This is a genomic window from Enterobacter asburiae (assembly GCF_007035645.1).
In the GTDB taxonomy this organism is placed as follows: domain Bacteria; phylum Pseudomonadota; class Gammaproteobacteria; order Enterobacterales; family Enterobacteriaceae; genus Enterobacter; species Enterobacter asburiae_B.
The window spans coordinates 2954393-2973721 of sequence record NZ_AP019632.1 but is presented as its reverse complement, the minus strand read 5'-3'; the positions used below and the strand labels follow the sequence as shown (position 1 = coordinate 2973721).

The window sequence follows — 19329 nt, the reverse complement described above, 5'->3', positions numbered from 1 at the left end:
GATAACGCATGTCTTTACCGCAACTCTCGCTTTCAGCCGCACGTCATTTACACCTTGCCGCGCAGGGGCTGCTTAAAAAGCCCCGCCGCCGCGCGCAGCCTGCCGATATTCTCTCTACCGTCCAGCGCATGTCGCTGCTTCAAATTGACACCATTAACATTGTGGCCCGTAGCCCTTACCTCGTGCTGTTTAGCCGCCTGGGAAATTATCCTTCGCAGTGGCTGGATGAGGCGCTCAGCAAGGGGGAGTTAATGGAGTACTGGGCGCACGAAGCCTGCTTCCTGCCCCGCAGCGATTTTGCCTTGGTTCGACACCGCATGCTTGCCCCTGAAAAGATGGGCTGGAAATACCGTCAGGCGTGGATGCTGGAACATGCGGCCGAAATTGAGCAGCTTATCGCGCATATTCAGGAAAACGGCCCCGTACGCTCCGCCGATTTTGAACACCCGCGCAAAGGCACCAGCGGCTGGTGGGAGTGGAAGCCGCATAAACGTCATCTCGAAGGGCTGTTTACCTCAGGCAAAGTCATGGTGATTGAGCGGCGTAATTTTCAGCGCGTCTACGACCTGACGCATCGCGTGATGCCGCACTGGGACGACGAGCGTGACCTGCTTACCCAGGAGGCGGCCGAGGCTATCATGCTCGAAAACAGCGCCCGCAGCCTGGGGATTTTCCGCCCGCAATGGCTGGCTGATTATTATCGCCTTCGCCAGCCCGCGCTGAAACCGCTGCTGGACATCTGGCAACGCGAACAGCGCATCATCCCCGTCACGGTGGAAACGCTGGGCGAAATGTGGCTGCATGCGGATCTCCTCCCGCTACTGCCTCTGGCCCAGGAGGGGAAACTTCAGGCAACCCACAGTGCGGTGTTGTCGCCTTTCGACCCGGTCGTCTGGGACAGAAAACGCGCCGAGCAGCTGTTCGATTTTAGCTACCGGCTGGAATGTTATACCCCAGCGCCAAAGCGCCAGTATGGTTACTTTGTTCTCCCGCTGCTGCATAAGGGGCAACTGGTCGGGCGTATGGACGCCAAAATGCACCGCAAGACAGGCACGCTTGAAATTATTGCGCTTTATCTGGAAGAGGGTGTCAGGGTGACGGCGAGCCTGGAAAAAGGGTTAACGTTCGCCATTAGCGAATTCGCGCGCTGGCAGGGTGCCTGCGACGTGACGCTGGGCCGGGTGCCCGACGGACTGTTTACATCCTGTCGAAGTGGCTGGGAAACAGGCACTCCCTGAAAAGGGAATGTGTTAAGCTTTAGCGATTACCCATACGGAGGAACTATGGATCACCGTTTACTTGAAATTATTGCCTGCCCGGTTTGCAACGGCAAACTCTACTACAGCCAGGACAAACAGGAGCTGATCTGCAAGCTGGACAGCCTGGCTTTCCCGCTGCGTGACGGCATTCCGGTACTGCTGGAAAATGAAGCCCGTTCCCTGGTGGCAGAAGAGAGCAAACCATGAGTTTTGTTGTCATTATTCCTGCGCGTTATGCCTCAACGCGTCTGCCGGGTAAACCGCTGGTGGATATCAATGGCAAGCCGATGATTGTGCATGTCCTTGAGCGTGCGCGTGAATCCGGTGCCGATCGCGTGATTGTTGCTACCGATCATCCTGACGTCGCCCGTGCGGTTGAGGCGGCAGGCGGTGAGGTATGCATGACCCGCTCCGATCACCAGTCCGGCACCGAGCGTCTGGCGGAAGTGGTTGAAAAATGTGGCTTCAGTGATGATACGGTCATCGTAAACGTGCAGGGTGACGAGCCGATGATCCCGGCGGTGATTATCCGTCAGGTGGCAGAAAACCTGGCTCAGCGTCAGGTCGGTATGGCGACGCTCGCGGTGCCCATTCACCACGCTGAAGAGGCATTCAATCCCAATGCGGTGAAGGTGGTCATGGATGCCGAAGGCTATGCGCTCTATTTCTCACGCGCCACGATCCCGTGGGATCGCGATCGCTTTGCGCTCTCTAAAGAGACAATCGGTGATACTTTCCTGCGTCATATCGGGATCTACGGCTATCGCGCCGGTTTTATTCGTCGATATGTTACCTGGGCGCCGAGTCCGCTGGAGCAGATCGAAATGCTGGAGCAGCTTCGCGTGCTCTGGTACGGCGAAAAAATTCACGTTGCCGTTGCCAGCGAAGTGCCTGGAACGGGCGTTGATACGCCGGAAGATCTTGAGCGCGTTCGCGCCGAGTTGCGCTAATACCGCCTGCATCCCTCCTGTCGGAGGGATGTTCTCTCCCTCGATAATTCCTCTTTCTTTTTCCTAATTGTTCTCTTCCGGGTGACATCTCCCTTCAGGACGCTCATTATAAAAGCAGTAGTCTTAATGGGGGTAATCTCATATGGAACAGCTGCGTGCCGAACTTAGCCATCTGCTGGGTGAGAAATTAAGCCGGGTCGAATGCGTGAGTGAAAAGGCCGATACCGCGCTTTGGTCGTTGTATGACAGTCAGGGCAACCCAATGCCGCTGATGGCCAGAAGTTTCACCTCGCCGGGCGTTGCCAGGCAGCTGGCATGGAAAATGTCGATGCTGGCGCGGGAGGGAACCGTCCGTATGCCGACGGTGTACGGCGTGATGACCCACGAGGAACACCCCGGCCCGGACGTGCTGCTGATTGAGCGTTTACGCGGCGTGCCCGTTGAAGCGCCCGCGCGCACGCCGGAACGCTGGGAGCAGTTAAAAGACCAGATTGTCGAGGCGCTGCTGGCCTGGCACCGTCAGGATAGCCGCGGGCTTGTCGGTCCGGTCGACAGCACTCAGGAAAACCTGTGGCCGCTGTGGTATCGCCAGCGGGTGGAAGTGCTGTGGGGAACGCTTAACCAGTTCAACAATACCGGTTTAACCATGCAAGACAAACGTATTCTGTTTCGCACCCGCGAGTGCTTACCGGCGCTATTCGACGGTTTTAATGACAACTGCGTGCTGATCCACGGTAATTTCACCCTGCGCAGCATGCTCAAGGACTCCCGCAGCGATCAGCTTCTGGCGATGCTTGGGCCGGGGATCATGCTCTGGGCTCCGCGCGAATACGAGCTGTTCAGGCTCAGCGACAGCGGGGCGGCGGAAGGTCTACTGTGGCACTACCTTCAACGCGCACCCGTTGCAGAAGCGTTTCTCTGGCGGCGCTGGCTTTACCTGCTCTGGGACGAAGTCGCGCAGTTGGTTAACACCGGACGTTTTAATCGCGCAAATTTCGATCTGGCAACAAAATCACTCCTGCCCTGGCTCGCCTGACGATCCTTTCAGCCACTGCCAGAGGCGCCCGAGCGTCTCATAACCGACGCGATCGCTATGCATCAGCCAGGCCGGGGATGGGATCGCCCGTTCCCACGGGTTGAGCGGCGCGTCGATGGCCATCTGGTTTGCCGGTGCGGGAAGCGGGTGCAGGCCTTGCTTCTGGAAGAAAATCATCGCGCGGGGCAGGTGTGAGGCGGAGGTCACCAGTAAGAACGGGACATCGCCAATTGCCTGCTTCACTGCGGCAGCCTCTTCTTCGGTGTCTTTTGGGCTGTCCAGGGTGATAATCGAGGAACGCGGCACGCCGAGTGATTCTGCGACCCTGGCGCCCGCTTCAGCCGTACTCACCGGGTTCGTTTTGGCCGCCGCGCCGGTGAAGATCATTTTTGATCCCGGGTTCGCCAGCCAGAGGCGAATGCCTTCGTTTAGCCGCGGCAGGCTGTTGTTGATCAGGTTTGAACTGGGGGCCCAGTCAGGATCCCAGGTATATCCGCCGCCCAGCACCACGATGTACGCCACTTTCTGATTTCCCTGCCATGTTGGGTATTTGTTTTCGATGGGGCGTAGCAGACCATCCGCGACCGGCTGCAGGCTCAACAGCAGCAGGACAAACCAGCCGAGCGTGATAAGCGTTTTACCACTCTTCTGAAAGCGACTGAGCCACACCAGCGCCAGCCCCAGCGCGATGATGATGAGCAGCAGCGGAAGGGGAAGCATCATCCCTCCAATGTATTTCTTAAGGGTAAAAAGCATCCTTTTTGGTTCCTTTTTTGACCATATAGCAGGTGATTACCCGTGATATTACACCAGAGAGGTTCATTCTCCGCGCGGGTGTGACAAAATAGCGGTTTTGCAGTTAGCGAGTGGAACTCTCCCAATGCGGGATCGCAATTTTGATGACATCGCGGAAAAGTTTTCGCGCAACATTTATGGCACCACGAAAGGTCAGCTCCGTCAGACGATCCTCTGGCAGGATCTGGACACCATTCTGGCTACCTTTGGTGGTCAAACGTTGCGCGTGCTGGACGCCGGTGGCGGTGAAGGGCAGACGGCGATAAAAATGGCCGGGCGCGGTCATCACGTCACGCTTTGCGATCTTTCTGCTGAAATGGTCGCCCGCGCGACGCGTGCTGCAGAAGAGAAAGGTGTGAGCGACAACATGCATTTTATACAATGCGCCGCTCAGGACATCGCACAGCATTTGGAAACACAGGTTGATCTGATATTGTTTCATGCGGTGCTGGAGTGGGTTGCCGATCCGCAAAGCGTGTTACAAACCCTCTGGTCTATGTTGCGCCCGGGCGGCACGCTGTCGCTGATGTTCTACAATGCTAACGGCTTCCTGATGCACAACATGGTTGCAGGAAACTTCGACTATGTGCAGGTCGGGATGCCCAAAAAGAAAAAGCGCACGCTTTCCCCGGACTATCCGCGCGATCCACAGCAGGTTTATGGCTGGCTGGAAGCGATTGGCTGGCAGATCGTCGGGAAGACGGGCGTCAGGGTGTTTCATGATTATCTGCGTGAAAAACACAAACAGCGTGACTGTTTTGACACCTTAACAGAATTAGAAACGCGGTATTGCCGTCAGGAGCCTTTTATCAGCCTTGGCCGCTATATTCACGTCACCGCGCACAAGCCGCAGATGCAAGGATAACCTATGAGTGAATTTTCCCAGACAGTCCCCGAACTGGTTGCCTGGGCCAGGAAAAACGATTTCTCCATCTCGCTGCCGGTAGACAGACTCTCTTTCCTGCTGGCGGTTGCCACGCTGAACGGCGAGCGGCTGGATGGTGAAATGAGCGAGGGTGAACTGGTGGATGCGTTCCGCCATGTCAGTGATGCGTTTGAGCAAACCAGCGAAACCATTAGCGTGCGTGCCAACAACGCAATCAACGATATGGTGCGTCAACGTCTGCTGAACCGCTTTACCAGCGAGCAGGCGGAAGGAAACGCCATCTATCGCCTGACGCCGCTGGGCATCGGCATCACCGATTACTATATTCGCCAGCGTGAATTTTCTACGCTGCGTCTTTCCATGCAGCTCTCGATCGTGGCGGGTGAGCTTAAGCGCGCCGCCGACGCGGCGGATGAAAACGGTGACGAATTCCACTGGCACCGTAACGTCTACGCGCCGCTGAAATATTCGGTGGCCGAGATTTTCGACAGTATCGATCTCACCCAGCGCCTGATGGACGAACAGCAGCAGCAGGTGAAAGACGATATCGCCCAGCTGCTGAATAAAGACTGGCGAGCGGCCATCTCCAGCTGTGAACTTCTGCTGTCAGAAACTTCCGGCACGCTGCGTGAGCTCCAGGATACGCTGGAAGCCGCAGGGGACAAGCTGCAGGCTAACCTGCTACGCATCCAGGATGCGACGCTGGCGCACGACGATCTGCATTTTGTCGACCGCCTGGTGTTCGATCTGCAGAGCAAACTCGATCGCATTATCAGCTGGGGCCAGCAGTCGATCGACCTGTGGATCGGCTATGACCGACACGTGCATAAATTTATCCGTACCGCGATTGATATGGATAAAAACCGCGTCTTTGCTCAGCGTCTGCGTCAGTCGGTGCAGACCTATTTCGATGCGCCGTGGGCGCTGACCTACGCCAATGCCGATCGTCTGCTGGATATGCGCGACGAAGAGATGGCGCTGCGCGATGAAGAGGTGACCGGTGAACTGCCGCCGGATCTGGAATACGAAGAATTTAACGAAATTCGCGAGCAGCTTGCGGCGATGATTGAAGAACAGCTCGCTGTCTACAAAACCAGACAAGTGCCGCTGGATCTTGGGCTCGTGGTGCGCGACTATCTGGCGCAATATCCACGCGCGCGCCACTTCGACATTGCCCGCATTGTGGTAGACCAGGCGGTGCGCCTGGGCGTTGCGCAAGCAGATTTCACCGGACTGCCGCCGAAGTGGCAGCCAATCAACGATTACGGAGCCAAGGTACAGGCGCATGTCATTGACAAATATTGAACAAGTGATGCCAGTTAAGCTGGCACAGGCGCTGGCGAATCCGTTATTTCCTGCGCTGGACAGCCAGCTGCGTGCCGGTCGTCACATTGGATTAGACGAGCTGGATAATCACGCCTTTTTGATGGACTTCCAGGAGTACCTGGAAGAGTTTTACGCACGCTATAACGTGGAACTTATCCGCGCGCCGGAAGGTTTTTTCTACCTGCGCCCGCGCTCCACAACGCTTATTCCGCGTTCCGTGCTCTCCGAGCTGGATATGATGGTCGGCAAAATTCTTTGCTACCTCTACCTCAGCCCGGAACGTCTGGCGAATGAAGGGATCTTCACCCAGCAGGAACTTTACGACGAGCTGTTGACGCTGGCAGATGAAAGCAAGCTGCTGAAGCTGGTGAACAACCGCTCCACGGGGTCGGATCTTGACCGTCAGAAATTACAGGAAAAGGTTCGCTCTTCCCTGAACCGTCTGCGTCGTCTGGGGATGGTCTGGTTTATGGGCCACGACAGCAGCAAATTCCGCATTACGGAATCAGTCTTCCGCTTCGGCGCCGACGTGCGCGCGGGCGATGACGCGCGTGAAGCGCAGCTCCGCATGATCCGCGACGGTGAAGCGATGCCGGTGGAAAACCATTTGCAGCTCAATGACGAGCATGAAGAGAATCTGCCGGATAGCGGGGAGGAAGAGTAATGATTGAACGCGGTAAATTTCGCTCACTGACGCTGATTAACTGGAACGGCTTCTTTGCCCGAACGTTCGATCTGGATGAGCTGGTCACGACGCTCTCCGGCGGTAACGGTGCGGGTAAATCCACCACCATGGCGGCCTTTGTTACGGCGCTGATCCCCGATCTGACGCTGCTTCACTTCCGTAACACCACCGAAGCGGGAGCCACAAGCGGCTCCCGTGATAAAGGTCTGCACGGTAAGCTGAAGGCCGGTGTCTGTTATTCGGTTCTGGACGTCATTAACTCCCGTCATCAGCGCGTTGTGGTGGGCGTGCGCCTGCAGCAGGTCGCCGGTCGCGACCGTAAAGTGGATATCAAGCCGTTTGCGATCCAGGGGCTGCCGACCTCCGTGCAGCCGACGGCGCTGCTGACGGAAACCCTGAACGAACGCCAGGCGCGCGTGCTGACGCTGCAGGAGCTGAAAGACAAGCTTGAAGCCATCGAAGGCGTACAGTTCAAGCAGTTCAACTCGATTACCGACTACCACTCGCTGATGTTCGATCTGGGCGTGGTGGCGCGTCGTCTGCGCACCGCATCAGACCGCAGCAAATACTACCGCCTGATTGAAGCGTCTCTGTACGGCGGTATCTCCAGCGCGATTACCCGCTCCCTGCGCGACTACCTGCTGCCGGAAAACAGCGGCGTGCGTAAGGCCTTCCAGGATATGGAAGCGGCGCTGCGCGAAAACCGCATGACGCTGGAAGCGATTCGCGTTACCCAGTCTGACCGCGACCTGTTTAAACACCTGATCAGCGAAGCCACCAACTACGTGGCGGCGGACTACATGCGCCACGCCAACGAGCGCCGCGTGCATCTCGATCAGGCATTAGAATACCGTCGCGAGCTGTTTACCTCCCGTAAACAGCTGGTAGCGGAGCAGTACAAGCACGTTGAAATGGCGCGCGAGCTGGGCGAGCACAACGGTGCTGAAGGCGACCTGGAAGCCGATTATCAGGCCGCCAGCGATCATCTGAACCTGGTGCAGACCGCGCTGCGTCAGCAGGAAAAAATCGAGCGCTATGAAGCGGACCTCGATGAGCTTCAGATTCGTCTCGAAGAGCAAAATGAAGTGGTGGCCGAAGCCGCCGACATGCAGGAAGAGAACGAAGCCCGCGCCGAAGCGGCCGAGCTGGAAGTGGATGAGCTGAAAAGCCAGCTTGCCGATTACCAGCAGGCGCTGGACGTGCAGCAAACGCGAGCGATTCAGTACACCCAGGCACTGCAGGCATTACAGCGTGCGAAAGAGCTGTGCCATCTGCCTGACCTTACGCCGGACAGCGCCGACGAATGGCTGGATACCTTCCAGGCCAAAGAGCAGGAAGCCACCGAGAAACTGCTCTCCCTTGAACAGAAAATGAGCGTCGCGCAAACGGCGCACAGCCAGTTTGAGCAGGCTTATCAGCTGGTAGTTGCTATTAACGGCCCGCTGGCGCGTAGCGAAGCCTGGGACGTTGCCCGTGAACTGCTGCGCGACGGTGTGAACCAGCGCCATCTGGCCGAGCAGGTTCAGCCGCTGCGTATGCGTCTGAACGAACTGGAGCAGCGCCTGCGCGAGCAGCAGGAAGCCGAGCGTCTGCTGGCGGAATTCTGCAAGCGTCAGGGAAAAAATTACGATTTCGACGAGCTTGAGGCCCTGCATCAGGAGCTGGAAGCGCGTATTGCGGCCCTGTCCGATACCGTATCAAACGCCAGCGAACAGCGTATGACCCTGCGTCAGGAGCTGGAGCAGATTCAGTCCCGTTCGAAGACGCTCCTGGAGCGTGCGCCGGTCTGGCTGGCGGCTCAAAGCAGCCTGAACCAGCTCAGCGAGCAGTGCGGCGAGCAGTTCGAATCCAGTCAGGAAGTGACCGAATACCTGCAGCAGCTGCTGGAGCGCGAACGTGAAGCCATCGTTGAGCGTGACGAAGTGGGCGCCCGCAAGCGCGACGTCGATGAAGAAATTGAGCGCTTAAGCCAGCCGGGCGGGTCAGAAGATCCGCGCCTGAATGCATTAGCCGAGCGTTTTGGCGGCGTGCTGCTGTCCGAGATTTATGACGACGTTGGCCTGGACGATGCCCCGTACTTCTCCGCGCTGTACGGTCCATCCCGCAACGCGATTGTGGTCCCGGATCTGTCGCTGATTTCTGATCAGCTTGCCGGCCTGGAAGATTGCCCGGAAGATCTCTACCTGATCGAAGGGGATCCGCAGTCGTTCGATGACAGCGTATTCAGCGTCGACGAGCTGGAAAAAGCGGTGGTGGTGAAAATTGCCGACCGTCAGTGGCGTTATTCCCGCTTCCCGGAGCTGCCGCTGTTTGGCCGCGCCGCGCGCGAAAGCCGCATCGAGAGCCTGCACGCCGAGCGTGAAACGCTGTCTGAACGTTTTGCGACCCTGTCGTTTGACGTGCAGAAAACCCAGCGTTTGCACCAGTCGTTCAGCCGTTTTATCGGCAGCCATCTCGCCGTAGCGTTTGACGCGGATCCGGAAGCCGAAATCCGCAAGCTCAATACCCGCCGTGGCGAGCTGGAACGTGCGATTGCCAGCCATGAAAGCGATAACCAGCAGAGTCGCGTTCAGTTTGAACAGGCGAAAGAGGGCGTCGCTGCCCTTAACCGCATTCTGCCGCGCCTGAATCTGCTGGCGGATGACACGCTGGCTGACCGTGTGGATGAGATCCAGGAGCGTCTGGATGAAGCGCAGGAAGCCGCGCGTTTCGTTCAGCAGCACGGCAATCAGCTGGCGAAGCTGGAGCCCGTCGTGTCTGTCCTGCAGAGCGACCCGGAACAGTTCGAGCAGTTAAAAGAAGATTATGCCTGGTCGCAGCAGGTGCAGCGCGAAGCGCGTCAGCAGGCGTTTGCCCTGACGGAAGTGGTGCAGCGTCGGGCCCACTTTGGCTACTCCGATTCGGCTGAAATGCTGAGCGGTAACAGCGATCTGAACGAAAAACTGCGTCAGCGCCTCGAGCAGGCGGAAGCGGAACGTACTCGCGCCCGCGAAGCAATGCGCAGCCACTCCGCTCAGCTGAACCAGTACAACCAGGTGCTGGCCTCGCTGAAAAGCTCCTTCGACACCAAGAAAGAGCTGTTAAACGATCTGCAGAAAGAGCTTCAGGACATCGGCGTTCGTGCCGACAGCGGGGCAGAAGAGCGCGCGCGTATTCGTCGTGACGAGTTGCATTCGCAGCTCAGCAATAACCGCGCGCGTCGTAATCAGCTGGAAAAAGCGCTGACCTTCTGCGAAGCCGAAATGGATAACCTGACCCGTCGCCTGCGCAAGCTGGAACGCGACTATCACGAAATGCGCGAGCAGGTCGTGACCGCCAAGGCGGGCTGGTGCGCGGTGATGCGCATGGTGAAAGACAATAACGTTGAGCGTCGTCTGCACCGCCGTGAGCTGGCGTATCTCTCTGCCGATGAGCTGCGCTCCATGTCGGATAAGGCGTTGGGTGCGCTGCGTCTGGCGGTGGCGGATAACGAACACCTGCGCGACGTGCTGCGCATGTCGGAGGATCCGAAGCGTCCGGAACGTAAAATCCAGTTCTTCGTGGCGGTTTACCAGCACCTGCGCGAGCGTATTCGTCAGGACATCATCCGTACCGACGATCCGGTTGAAGCCATCGAACAGATGGAAATCGAGCTGGGCCGTCTGACGGAAGAACTGACCTCCCGCGAACAGAAGCTGGCGATCAGCTCCCGCAGCGTGGCGAACATTATTCGTAAAACCATTCAGCGCGAGCAGAACCGTATCCGCCAGCTGAACCAGGGTCTGCAGAGCGTGTCGTTTGGCCAGGTGAACAGCGTGCGCCTCAACGTCAACGTGCGTGAGGCCCACGCGACGCTGCTGGAAGTGCTCTCAGAGCAGCACGAGCAGCATCAGGATCTGTTCAACAGCAACCGTCTGACCTTCTCCGAAGCGCTGGCGAAGCTGTATCAGCGCCTGAACCCGCAGATTGATATGGGCCAGCGTACGCCACAAACCATCGGTGAAGAGCTGCTGGACTACCGTAACTACCTGGAAATGGAAGTTGAGGTAAACCGTGGCTCAGATGGCTGGCTGCGTGCGGAATCCGGGGCGCTCTCTACCGGTGAAGCGATCGGTACCGGGATGTCAATTCTGGTGATGGTCGTACAGAGCTGGGAAGATGAAGCGCGCCGCCTGCGCGGCAAAGATATCTCGCCATGCCGACTGCTGTTCCTGGATGAGGCGGCGCGACTTGATGCCCGCTCGATTGCCACGCTGTTCGAGCTTTGCGAACGTCTCGATATGCAGCTCATTATCGCGGCGCCGGAGAACATCAGCCCCGAGAAGGGCACCACCTACAAACTGGTGCGTAAGGTGTTCCAGAACAGCGAACACGTTCACGTTGTGGGGCTGCGCGGCTTTGCGCCGCAGCCGCCGGAGTCGTTGCCGGAAACCACGGCGGACGCTTCCTGAAGCGTCTTCTGACCCGAAGCGGCGCACTGGCGCCGCTTTTTTTTTAAACTTAACTTGTGCTTGGGGCTGCGTTATCTTTAAACTTCTTTACATAAGGTAAGGCAACAGCTTAGCCGTCTACCTATAATGAAAGAAAGCCCCAGCGTGATGGGCATGTCGTGATAACAGGGGGCAAGGGATGTTGCTAAAGAAAGAATGTGGTCGTCAGCTGTCTGCGCTGAGTTTATGCCTGGCAGTGATGTTTGCTCCGCTGTTAACCGCCCAGGCCGACGAGCCTGAAATTGTGCCGACTGACAGCTCGGCAACGACAGGCGCGCAGCCAACGTCGTTGTCCCAGCCGCTGGAGCAGTCTCCGGCGACGGCTATCATGGCCGGAATTAAACCGCTGCCGGAAGGCATCGACGCGGAATCGCTCAGCCAGCAGCTGCAGTCGGAGCTGCCGTCAGGCTACACGCCTGTCTATATCAACCAGCTCACGCTCCTCTATGCTGCCCGCGATATGAAACCGATGTGGGAAAATCGCGATGCCGTGCGCGCCTTCCAGCAGCAGCTGGCAGAGGTTGCGATTGCAGGGTTTCAGCCGCAGTTTACAAAGTGGGTTGAGCTGTTAACCGATCCTGCCGTCACCGGGCAGGCGCGGGACGTGGTGCTTTCCGATGCCATGATGGGCTACCTGCAGTTCGTGGCGGGTATTCCGGTCAACGGCAACCGTTGGCTGTACAGCGATAAGCCGTACAAGCTGGCGACGCCGGCGCTGTCGGTGATTAACCAGTGGCAGCTCGCGCTGGACAATGGCGAACTGCCGCGCTTTATTGCCAGCCTGGCACCGGCGCATCCACACTATGCCACTCTGCACCAGTCGCTCCTCACGCTGGTGGGGGACACGCGTCCATGGCCGCAGATGCGCGGCACCGCGACGCTGCGTCCGGGGCAGTGGAGCAGCGATGTTCCTGCCCTGCGCGAGATCCTGACGCGTTCTGGTCTTCTTGACGGCGGGCCAAAGATTGTTCTCCCGGGTGACGATCCACAAAACGTCGCCGTCAGCCCGTCAGCGCCAGTTAAAGAGAAGAAAGCCGTTGCCCTGAGCAACAAACCCGCTGCTTACGATCGCGAGCTGGTTGCGGCCGTTAAACAGTTCCAGGCCGCTCAGGGGCTGGGGGCCGATGGCGTCATTGGCCAGACGACGCGCGACTGGCTGAACGTATCGCCTGCGCAGCGGGCAGGGGTGCTGGCGCTCAATATCCAGCGTTTGCGCTTGCTGCCGGGAACGCTCTCTACCGGAATTATGGTTAACATCCCGGCGTATTCCCTGGTCTATTACCAGAACGGCAGCGAAGTGCTGGCGTCGCGCGTGATTGTCGGGCGTCCGGATCGTAAAACACCGATGATGAGCAGCGCGCTGAATAACGTGGTGGTTAACCCGCCGTGGAACGTGCCGCCGACGCTGGCGCGTAAAGACATTCTGCCGAAAGTCTGGAACGATCCGGGTTATCTTGAACGTCATGGCTACACGGTGATGCGTGGATGGAACAGTAAAGAGGCCATCGATCCTTATATGGTCGACTGGTCGACGATCACAGCGTCGAATCTGCCGTTCCGCTTCCAGCAGGCTCCCGGAGCGCATAACTCTTTAGGGCGCTACAAATTCAACATGCCGAGTTCAGAAGCTATTTATCTGCACGATACGCCGAACCACAACCTGTTCCAGAAAGATACGCGCGCGCTGAGTTCTGGCTGCGTGCGCGTGAACAAAGCCTCGGAGCTGGCCAATATGCTGTTGCAGGATGCGGGCTGGAACGACACGCGTATCTCGGATGCCCTGAAGCAGGGGGATACGCGTTACGTGAATATTCGCCACAATATTCCGGTCAATCTTTACTATCTGACGGCATTTGTGGGTGAGGACGGGCGTACCCAGTATCGTACAGATATTTACAATTATGATCTCACCGCGCGATCCGGCGCACAAATATTGCCAAAAGCGGAACAATTAATCAGGTAAATGAAGCAGTTCGGGAAAAATGATTGTCGTAAGTTAGGGTGAATAGGGGGCAATATCGCTGTAAGCCGCGTATTCACTGGGGTTGGGCGCCTTGACGTACCTGGTTTTGCCAGTTAAGGTGCCCTTCGTGCGCTAAGCATATTACGATTTCTTTTACCTGTAGACCTGATTATCATGGACAAATTTGACGCTAATCGCCGCAAACTGCTGGCGTTAGGTGGTGTTGCGCTTGGCGCAGCGGCCATCCTGCCGACGCCAGCATTTGCCACCCTCTCGACACCTCGTCCGCGAGTTTTAACGCTCAACAACCTGCATACCGGTGAGTCGCTAAAAGCGGAGTTTTTCGATGGCAGAGGCTATATTCAGGATGAATTAGCAAGACTTAACCATTTTTTCCGTGATTTCCGCGCGAATAAAATAAAAGCCATCGATCCAGGACTGTTTGATCAGATTTTCCGCCTTCAGGGCCTGCTGGGCACCAGCAGGCCAGTGCAGCTCATATCTGGCTATCGCTCGATTGATACCAATAATGAACTGCGCGCCCACAGTCGCGGGGTAGCCAAAAAAAGCTATCACACGAAGGGACAGGCAATGGATTTCCATATTGAAGGCGTTTCGTTAGCCAATATTCGCAAAGCCGCGTTATCTATGCGCGCAGGTGGTGTAGGATATTACCCCAGCAGCAACTTTGTGCATATTGATACCGGTCCGGTTCGGCACTGGTAATAACGAAACACAGGAGCAGTATGAACTATCGTATTATTCCGGTTACCGCGTTCTCCCAGAATTGTTCATTGATCTGGTGCGAACAGACTAAACTGGCCGCGCTTGTCGATCCCGGCGGTGACGCTGAGAAAATCAAGCAGGAAGTCGCCGACAGCGGCGTGACGCTCATGCAGATTTTACTGACGCACGGTCACCTCGACCATGTGGGTGCAGCGGCTGAACTCGCTAAACACTACGGTGTGCCGATCGTCGGTCCGGAAAAAGAAGATGAGTTCTGGCTGCAGGGGTTACCCGCCCAAAGCCGCATGTTTGGCCTTGATGAGTGTCAGCCCCTGACGCCCGATCGCTGGCTGAACGAAGGAGAGCGCGTTAACGTAGGGAATGTGACTTTACAGGTGTTGCATTGTCCTGGGCATACGCCAGGCCATATCGTCTTCTTTGATGACCAGTCCCGTCTGCTGATTTCCGGCGATGTGATCTTCAAAGGTGGCGTAGGACGCAGCGATTTTCCACGCGGCGATCACGGGCAGCTGATTCAGTCGATTAAACAAAAGTTATTGCCGCTGGGTGATGACGTTACGTTTATCCCTGGACACGGTCCGATGTCGACGCTGGGCTACGAACGGCTCCATAATCCGTTCCTTCAGGATGAGATGCCTGTCTGGTAACCAGAATAAAAAAAGCCTGCATAATGCAGGCTTTTTTATGGGCACAAATTACAGTACGGCGACAATCGCTTCGCACAGTGGCGCCATGTTGTCAGGCGTCATGCCTGCAACGTTCACGCGGCCTGAGGCCACGGCGTACACGCCAAACTCTTCACGCAGACGCAGAACCTGCTCTTTGGTCAGGCCGCTGAACGAGAACATGCCGTTCTGTTTGATAATAAAGCTGAAGTCGCGGTCCGCGCCTTTCTCAGCCAGGGTGTTCACAAACAGCAGGCGCATGCGCTGAATACGCTGACGCATATCGTTCAGCTCTTGTTCCCAGATAGCGCGCAGCGCATCGTTGCTCAGGATAGTGGCCACAACAGATGCACCGTGTGCCGGTGGGTTAGAGTAGTTCGCGCGGATAACCGATTTCATCTGGCTGAACGCACGATCGACGGTCTCTTCGTTAGCGGCAACCAGCGTACAGGCACCCACGCGCTCATTGTACAGACCGAAGTTCTTGGAATACGAGCTTGCGACAATCAGCTCCTGGTGAACGGCTGCGAACGCGCGCAGGCCTTCGGCATCTTCTTCCAGACCACGGGCGAAGCCCTGGTAGGCAAAGTCAAACAGCGGCAGCCAGCCTTTTTCAACGGACAGTTTCGCCAGGTGTTGCCACTGCTCAAGCGTCGGATCGATACCGGTTGGGTTGTGGCAGCAGCCGTGGAACAGCACCACGTCACCTGCCTGCGCTTCGCTCAGGCTCGCCAGTAGGCCGTCAAAGTCGAGAGAGTGGTTTGCCGCGTCGTAGTATGCATATTCACGCACTTCCAGACCCGCAGAGTTAAACACGCTCTTGTGGTTCGGCCAACTTGGGTTGCTCACCCATACGCGCTTAACAGAGGTGTTTTTCGCAAGGAAATCCGCCGCTACGCGCAGCGCACCGGTACCGCCTGGGGTCTGTGCTGTACGGGCACGTTTGTCACTCACAATTGCGCTGCCTTTACCGAACAGCAGCTCCTGGGTGCAGCGACCAAACTCAGGGATACCATCAATACCGAGGTAGTTTTTGGTGGTTTCGTTTTCCAGCAGATACTGCTCAGCTTTCTTAACGCTGGTCAGTACCGGAGTTTTGCCGGTTTCATCTTTATATACACCAATACCCAGGTTGATTTTGCCAGGGCGGTCGTCGGCACGAAACAGATCGGCCAGGCCCAGAATAGGGTCGGCAGGAGCGGCGGTAATGTTCTCAAACATGACGAAGTTCCATTGTGATTACAGAAGTGAAATCCGCTATCAGGTTAACGGTAGATTTACAAAATGCCAACCGTTTGCGACGAAAAGCGTGCGGCTTTTCAAAAGTCGCCATTATTTTCTGTCACGCATAAAAAAACAGGGCCGAAGCCCTGTTCATTAAGCATATAACAAAGTGGTGTACTGATTAGAACTGGTAGGTTACGCCAACGGTAGCCTGGTTGTCAGAGCCAACCCAGCTGGTGGACGCATCTTTGTCGTCCAGCAGGTTGAAGCGGTAGTCACCGTACACGTTGAAGTTCTTGTTGAAGTAGTAAGTCGCACCAGTGGTGATGTATTTCGCCAGGTCACGGTCGCCGATGCCGTTCAGGTCTTTACCTTTGGACTGAACGTAAGAAACGGAAGGACGCAGGCCGAAGTCGAACTGGTACTGAGCGATAACTTCAAAGTTCTGGGTCTTGTTAGCGATGTTATAAACATTACCATCATCATTCGGAACATAGTTTTCGCCGCTGTTACCCAGGCGGCTCATGTTGCGAGTCTCTGCATAAACGGTCGCCAGGTAGATGTTGTTCGCGTCGTATTTCGCGCCAACAGCCCAGGATTCAGCTTTATCGCCTTTACCATCTTTTTTCTGCTCAAGCGTACGGTTAGCGGTACTGTAGGCACCGATCAGACCGAAGCCTTCACCGAACTCGTAACCCAGGGACAGGCCAACACCGTCGCCGTTTGCTTCATTCAGGTTTTTACGATCGTTTTTACCCTGGTATTGAACGCCAAAGTTCAGACCATCAACCAGACCGAAGAAGTTGTTGTTACGGTAGGTCAGCAGGCCAGTAGAACGGCTGGTCATGTAGTTATCAACATAGCCGCCACCCCAGGTTTCGCCAGAGAAGGACGGAGCCATATCGGTGTAGGATTCTACGTCGTAAACGATACCGTAGTTACGACCGTAGTCCAGAGAACCCGCGTCAGCGATTTTCAGGCCAGCGAAAGCCAGACGAGTTACGTTAGTCTGATCACCTTCAGCTGCACCGGCGCGTGCACGGTATTCCCACTGACCGTAACCGGTCAGCTGGTCGTTGATCTGAGTTTCGCCTTTGAAGCCGATCTGGCCGTAAGAGGAGTCAGCGTTTTTGTGTACGCCAGAAGTGGTGAAGCCGTGTTCGCCCACAACTTTACCGTAGAAGTCCAGTTTGTTGCCGTTCTTGTTATAGATTTCTGCAGCGTTAGCTGCACCGGCTACCAGCAGGGCAGGGATTACCACTGCCAGAATATTGCGCTTCATCATTATTTATTACCCTCATTGGTTTTTTTATGACACTCGCCACTGCCGTCAATAAATTCTGTCAATAAATATTTCCGGAACTATTGATGAGAGTTTGGTGTCTTTATGTATCTGACAGGCATCTTTCCATTCGGCGAAGCGTTTCGCTAGCCTGAAAGTGCTACAATTCTCAAGATTAAGTAACCGAAAGAAAATATGTGTAACCAAATATGTATTTTTCGGAACTTTGTGAACCATCTCAAACTTCAGAACACCCTGGCGAATTAAACAGCAAATCCTATCCTATATATATGAATTCCTTATGATTAATTGAGATAAAGGCGATTCGTATAAACAGACCTTAAACGGCTCGTTTTTTCTTATGACTGTGAAAGGCCTTCCGGATGGCTGTAAAAGTGGTTGAAATTTGTGCTATCGCTTGAGGGTGTAATAATCGCAATAAGAATGGGGTTTATTTTTTGTGGCTGGATATTTCGCGGAAACAAAACGTAACAGGTAGTGGTTGTGACGGGGGGAAGGTTTAAAGACGCTGACTTTGCGCTGACGAAAACTGACAATACAGAATAAAATAATGGCCAGCATTTGCTGGCCATTTCAGTCGTATACCGATTAGAAGCTGGCGTTACGTGGAGTACGTGGGAACGGGATCACGTCGCGTACGTTCTGAACACCGGTAACGTAGGCAATCAGACGCTCGAAGCCCAGACCAAAACCGGCGTGCGGTACGGTACCGTAACGGCGCAGATCGCGGTACCAGCTGTAGTCAGCGGGGTTGAGGCCCATCTCTTCCATACGCGCGTCCAGCACGTCAAGACGTTCTTCACGCTGAGAGCCACCGATGATTTCACCAATGCCAGGCGCCAGTACGTCCATCGCTGCCACGGTTTTACCGTCTTCGTTAAGGCGCATATAGAAGGCCTTAATGTCTTTCGGGTAGTTTTTAACGACAACCGGCGCTTTGAAATGCTTCTCGGCCAGATAGCGTTCGTGCTCAGACGCCAGGTCAACGCCCCAGTAAACCGGGTTCTCGAACGTCTCACCGCATTTCTCGAGGATCGCCACCGCGTCCGTATAGTCCACCTGCGCAAAGTCGGCAGAGACGAAACGCTCCAGACGCGCTACAGCATCGCTGTCTACGCGTTCTGCGAAGAATTTCATGTCGTCAGGACGCTCTTCCAGCACCGCTTTGAACACATACTTCAGCATGGCTTCTGCCAGGCCAGCGACATCGTCGAGGTTGGCGAACGCCACTTCAGGCTCCAGCATCCAGAATTCCGCCAGGTGACGACTGGTGTTGGAGTTTTCGGCGCGGAAGGTTGGGCCAAAGGTGTAGATCTTTGACAGCGCACAGGCGTACGTTTCGCCGTTGAGCTGACCAGATACCGTCAGGAAGGCTTCTTTACCAAAGAAGTCTTTGTCATAGTCCACTTTACCTTCAGGCGTGCGCGGCAGGTTTTCCATGTCCAGCGTCGAAACGCGGAACATCTCACCGGCACCTTCCGTATCGGACGCGGTGATCAGCGGGGTAGACACCCAGAAGTAACCCTGCTCATCGAAGAAACGATGCAGCGCCTGCGCCAGCGTATGACGCACGCGCGCCACCGCACCAATCAGGTTGGTACGCGGACGCAGGTGGGCGACTTCACGCAGATATTCGATGCTGTGGCGTTTTGCCGCCATCGGATAGGTATCCGGATCTTCAACCCAGCCGGTGACTTCAATCGCAGTGGCCTGAATTTCGAAGCTCTGGCCCTGACCCGGTGAAGCCACAACCACGCCGGTAACAATGACGGAGCAACCCGTTGTCAGTCGCAGAACGTCATCATTGTAATTGGGCAGAGAATTATTAATGACGGCCTGTACAGGATCAAAGCAGGAACCGTCATAGACGGCGAGGAAGGAGATGCCAGCTTTAGAATCTCGGCGGGTACGCACCCATCCGCGCACGGTGACTTCCTGGTCAACGGCGACACGGCCCTGGAGTACGTCGGCTACAGGCACAACGCTCATAATATTCTCTCTGTTAATAGTCGGAAAAAATA

At 56.0% G+C, this 19329-nt stretch carries 15 protein-coding genes; 11 read left to right on the top strand and 4 right to left on the bottom strand.

What is annotated here, in order from left to right:
- The first annotated feature begins 8 nt into the window (after positions 1–8).
- The 4 genes from FOY96_RS14260 to FOY96_RS14245 all read left to right on the top strand — a co-directional run bounded on the left by FOY96_RS14260 (position 9) and on the right by FOY96_RS14245 (position 3245).
- Positions 9–1238 carry a winged helix-turn-helix domain-containing protein gene (locus FOY96_RS14260; protein WP_143347285.1) on the top strand — a complete coding sequence of 410 codons (1230 nt, stop codon included), beginning with the start codon at positions 9–11 and terminating at the stop codon, positions 1236–1238.
- A gap of 45 nt (positions 1239–1283) precedes the next feature.
- A complete protein-coding gene (gene ycaR / locus FOY96_RS14255) occupies positions 1284–1466 on the top strand; it encodes a protein YcaR (RefSeq protein WP_006174474.1) in 183 nt (60 codons plus the stop codon).
- Positions 1463–2209: a 3-deoxy-manno-octulosonate cytidylyltransferase gene (gene kdsB / locus FOY96_RS14250; protein WP_143347284.1), complete on the top strand. Its 747-nt coding sequence runs from the start codon at positions 1463–1465 to the stop codon at positions 2207–2209. The genes ycaR and kdsB overlap by 4 nt, the downstream gene beginning before the upstream one ends.
- 142 nt (positions 2210–2351) lie before the next feature.
- Complete coding sequence (locus tag FOY96_RS14245) at positions 2352–3245, top strand: YcbJ family phosphotransferase (RefSeq protein WP_023311002.1); 894 nt, start codon at positions 2352–2354, stop codon at positions 3243–3245.
- Here FOY96_RS14245 and elyC read toward each other — a convergent pair.
- Positions 3222–4001 carry an envelope biogenesis factor ElyC gene (gene elyC, locus FOY96_RS14240; RefSeq protein WP_064672221.1) on the bottom strand — a complete coding sequence of 260 codons (780 nt, stop codon included), beginning with the start codon at positions 3999–4001 and terminating at the stop codon, positions 3222–3224. The two genes, FOY96_RS14245 and elyC, sit on opposite strands and share 24 nt — an antisense overlap.
- Positions 4002–4125: 124 nt before the next feature.
- Here elyC and cmoM point away from each other — a divergent pair, with 124 nt between their 5' ends.
- The 7 genes from cmoM (at position 4126) to FOY96_RS14205 (ending at position 14763) form a co-directional block, all read left to right on the top strand.
- The gene (gene cmoM / locus FOY96_RS14235; protein ID WP_143347283.1) at positions 4126–4905 is read left to right on the top strand and encodes a tRNA uridine 5-oxyacetic acid(34) methyltransferase CmoM; all 780 of its coding nucleotides are present in this window, start codon (positions 4126–4128) and stop codon (positions 4903–4905) included.
- A gap of 3 nt (positions 4906–4908) precedes the next feature.
- Complete coding sequence (gene mukF, locus FOY96_RS14230) at positions 4909–6231, top strand: chromosome partition protein MukF (protein ID WP_033145101.1); 1323 nt, start codon at positions 4909–4911, stop codon at positions 6229–6231.
- Positions 6212–6916: a chromosome partition protein MukE gene (gene mukE / locus FOY96_RS14225; protein WP_008499954.1), complete on the top strand. Its 705-nt coding sequence runs from the start codon at positions 6212–6214 to the stop codon at positions 6914–6916. Before mukF ends, mukE begins: the two co-directional genes overlap by 20 nt.
- Positions 6916–11367: a chromosome partition protein MukB gene (mukB, locus tag FOY96_RS14220; protein WP_094935416.1), complete on the top strand. Its 4452-nt coding sequence runs from the start codon at positions 6916–6918 to the stop codon at positions 11365–11367. The genes mukE and mukB overlap by 1 nt, the downstream gene beginning before the upstream one ends.
- A gap of 178 nt (positions 11368–11545) precedes the next feature.
- On the top strand, positions 11546–13369 hold the full coding sequence (gene ldtD / locus FOY96_RS14215) for a L,D-transpeptidase (RefSeq protein ID WP_033145103.1): 1824 nt from the start codon (positions 11546–11548) through the stop codon (positions 13367–13369).
- 174 nt (positions 13370–13543) lie between these two features.
- Positions 13544–14095 carry a peptidoglycan L,D-endopeptidase MepK gene (mepK, locus tag FOY96_RS14210; protein WP_033145104.1) on the top strand — a complete coding sequence of 184 codons (552 nt, stop codon included), beginning with the start codon at positions 13544–13546 and terminating at the stop codon, positions 14093–14095.
- Positions 14096–14115: 20 nt separating this feature from the next.
- Positions 14116–14763 carry an MBL fold metallo-hydrolase gene (locus tag FOY96_RS14205; protein WP_033145105.1) on the top strand — a complete coding sequence of 216 codons (648 nt, stop codon included), beginning with the start codon at positions 14116–14118 and terminating at the stop codon, positions 14761–14763.
- Between the two features lie 48 nt (positions 14764–14811).
- Here the strand turns inward: FOY96_RS14205 and aspC are convergent, their stop codons facing one another.
- The 3 genes from aspC to asnS all read right to left on the bottom strand — a co-directional run bounded on the left by aspC (position 14812) and on the right by asnS (position 19297).
- Positions 14812–16002 (bottom strand): aspartate transaminase, encoded by a 1191-nt coding sequence (gene aspC / locus FOY96_RS14200; protein ID WP_033145106.1) that lies wholly within the window; start codon positions 16000–16002, stop codon positions 14812–14814.
- A gap of 184 nt (positions 16003–16186) precedes the next feature.
- Positions 16187–17290, bottom strand: coding sequence for a porin (locus tag FOY96_RS14195; RefSeq protein WP_047651295.1), 1104 nt, complete (start codon positions 17288–17290; stop codon positions 16187–16189).
- Positions 17291–17896: 606 nt separating this feature from the next.
- Positions 17897–19297: an asparagine--tRNA ligase gene (gene asnS / locus FOY96_RS14190; protein WP_033145107.1), complete on the bottom strand. Its 1401-nt coding sequence runs from the start codon at positions 19295–19297 to the stop codon at positions 17897–17899.
- Positions 19298–19329 lie beyond the last annotated feature (32 nt).

Excerpts from the sequence above, each read along its gene's own strand:
- FOY96_RS14260 (WP_143347285.1), top strand. The coding sequence starts at position 9 with ATGTCTTTACCGCAACTCTCGCTTTCAGCCGCACGTCATTTACACCTT.
- ycaR (WP_006174474.1), top strand. The coding sequence starts at position 1,284 with ATGGATCACCGTTTACTTGAAATTATTGCCTGCCCGGTTTGCAACGGC.
- kdsB (WP_143347284.1), top strand. The coding sequence starts at position 1,463 with ATGAGTTTTGTTGTCATTATTCCTGCGCGTTATGCCTCAACGCGTCTG.
- FOY96_RS14245 (WP_023311002.1), top strand. The coding sequence starts at position 2,352 with ATGGAACAGCTGCGTGCCGAACTTAGCCATCTGCTGGGTGAGAAATTA.
- elyC (WP_064672221.1), bottom strand. The coding sequence starts at position 4,001 with ATGCTTTTTACCCTTAAGAAATACATTGGAGGGATGATGCTTCCCCTT.
- cmoM (WP_143347283.1), top strand. The coding sequence starts at position 4,126 with ATGCGGGATCGCAATTTTGATGACATCGCGGAAAAGTTTTCGCGCAAC.
- mukF (WP_033145101.1), top strand. The coding sequence starts at position 4,909 with ATGAGTGAATTTTCCCAGACAGTCCCCGAACTGGTTGCCTGGGCCAGG.
- mukE (WP_008499954.1), top strand. The coding sequence starts at position 6,212 with ATGTCATTGACAAATATTGAACAAGTGATGCCAGTTAAGCTGGCACAG.
- mukB (WP_094935416.1), top strand. The coding sequence starts at position 6,916 with ATGATTGAACGCGGTAAATTTCGCTCACTGACGCTGATTAACTGGAAC.
- ldtD (WP_033145103.1), top strand. The coding sequence starts at position 11,546 with ATGTTGCTAAAGAAAGAATGTGGTCGTCAGCTGTCTGCGCTGAGTTTA.
- mepK (WP_033145104.1), top strand. The coding sequence starts at position 13,544 with ATGGACAAATTTGACGCTAATCGCCGCAAACTGCTGGCGTTAGGTGGT.
- FOY96_RS14205 (WP_033145105.1), top strand. The coding sequence starts at position 14,116 with ATGAACTATCGTATTATTCCGGTTACCGCGTTCTCCCAGAATTGTTCA.
- aspC (WP_033145106.1), bottom strand. The coding sequence starts at position 16,002 with ATGTTTGAGAACATTACCGCCGCTCCTGCCGACCCTATTCTGGGCCTG.
- FOY96_RS14195 (WP_047651295.1), bottom strand. The coding sequence starts at position 17,290 with ATGATGAAGCGCAATATTCTGGCAGTGGTAATCCCTGCCCTGCTGGTA.
- asnS (WP_033145107.1), bottom strand. The coding sequence starts at position 19,297 with ATGAGCGTTGTGCCTGTAGCCGACGTACTCCAGGGCCGTGTCGCCGTT.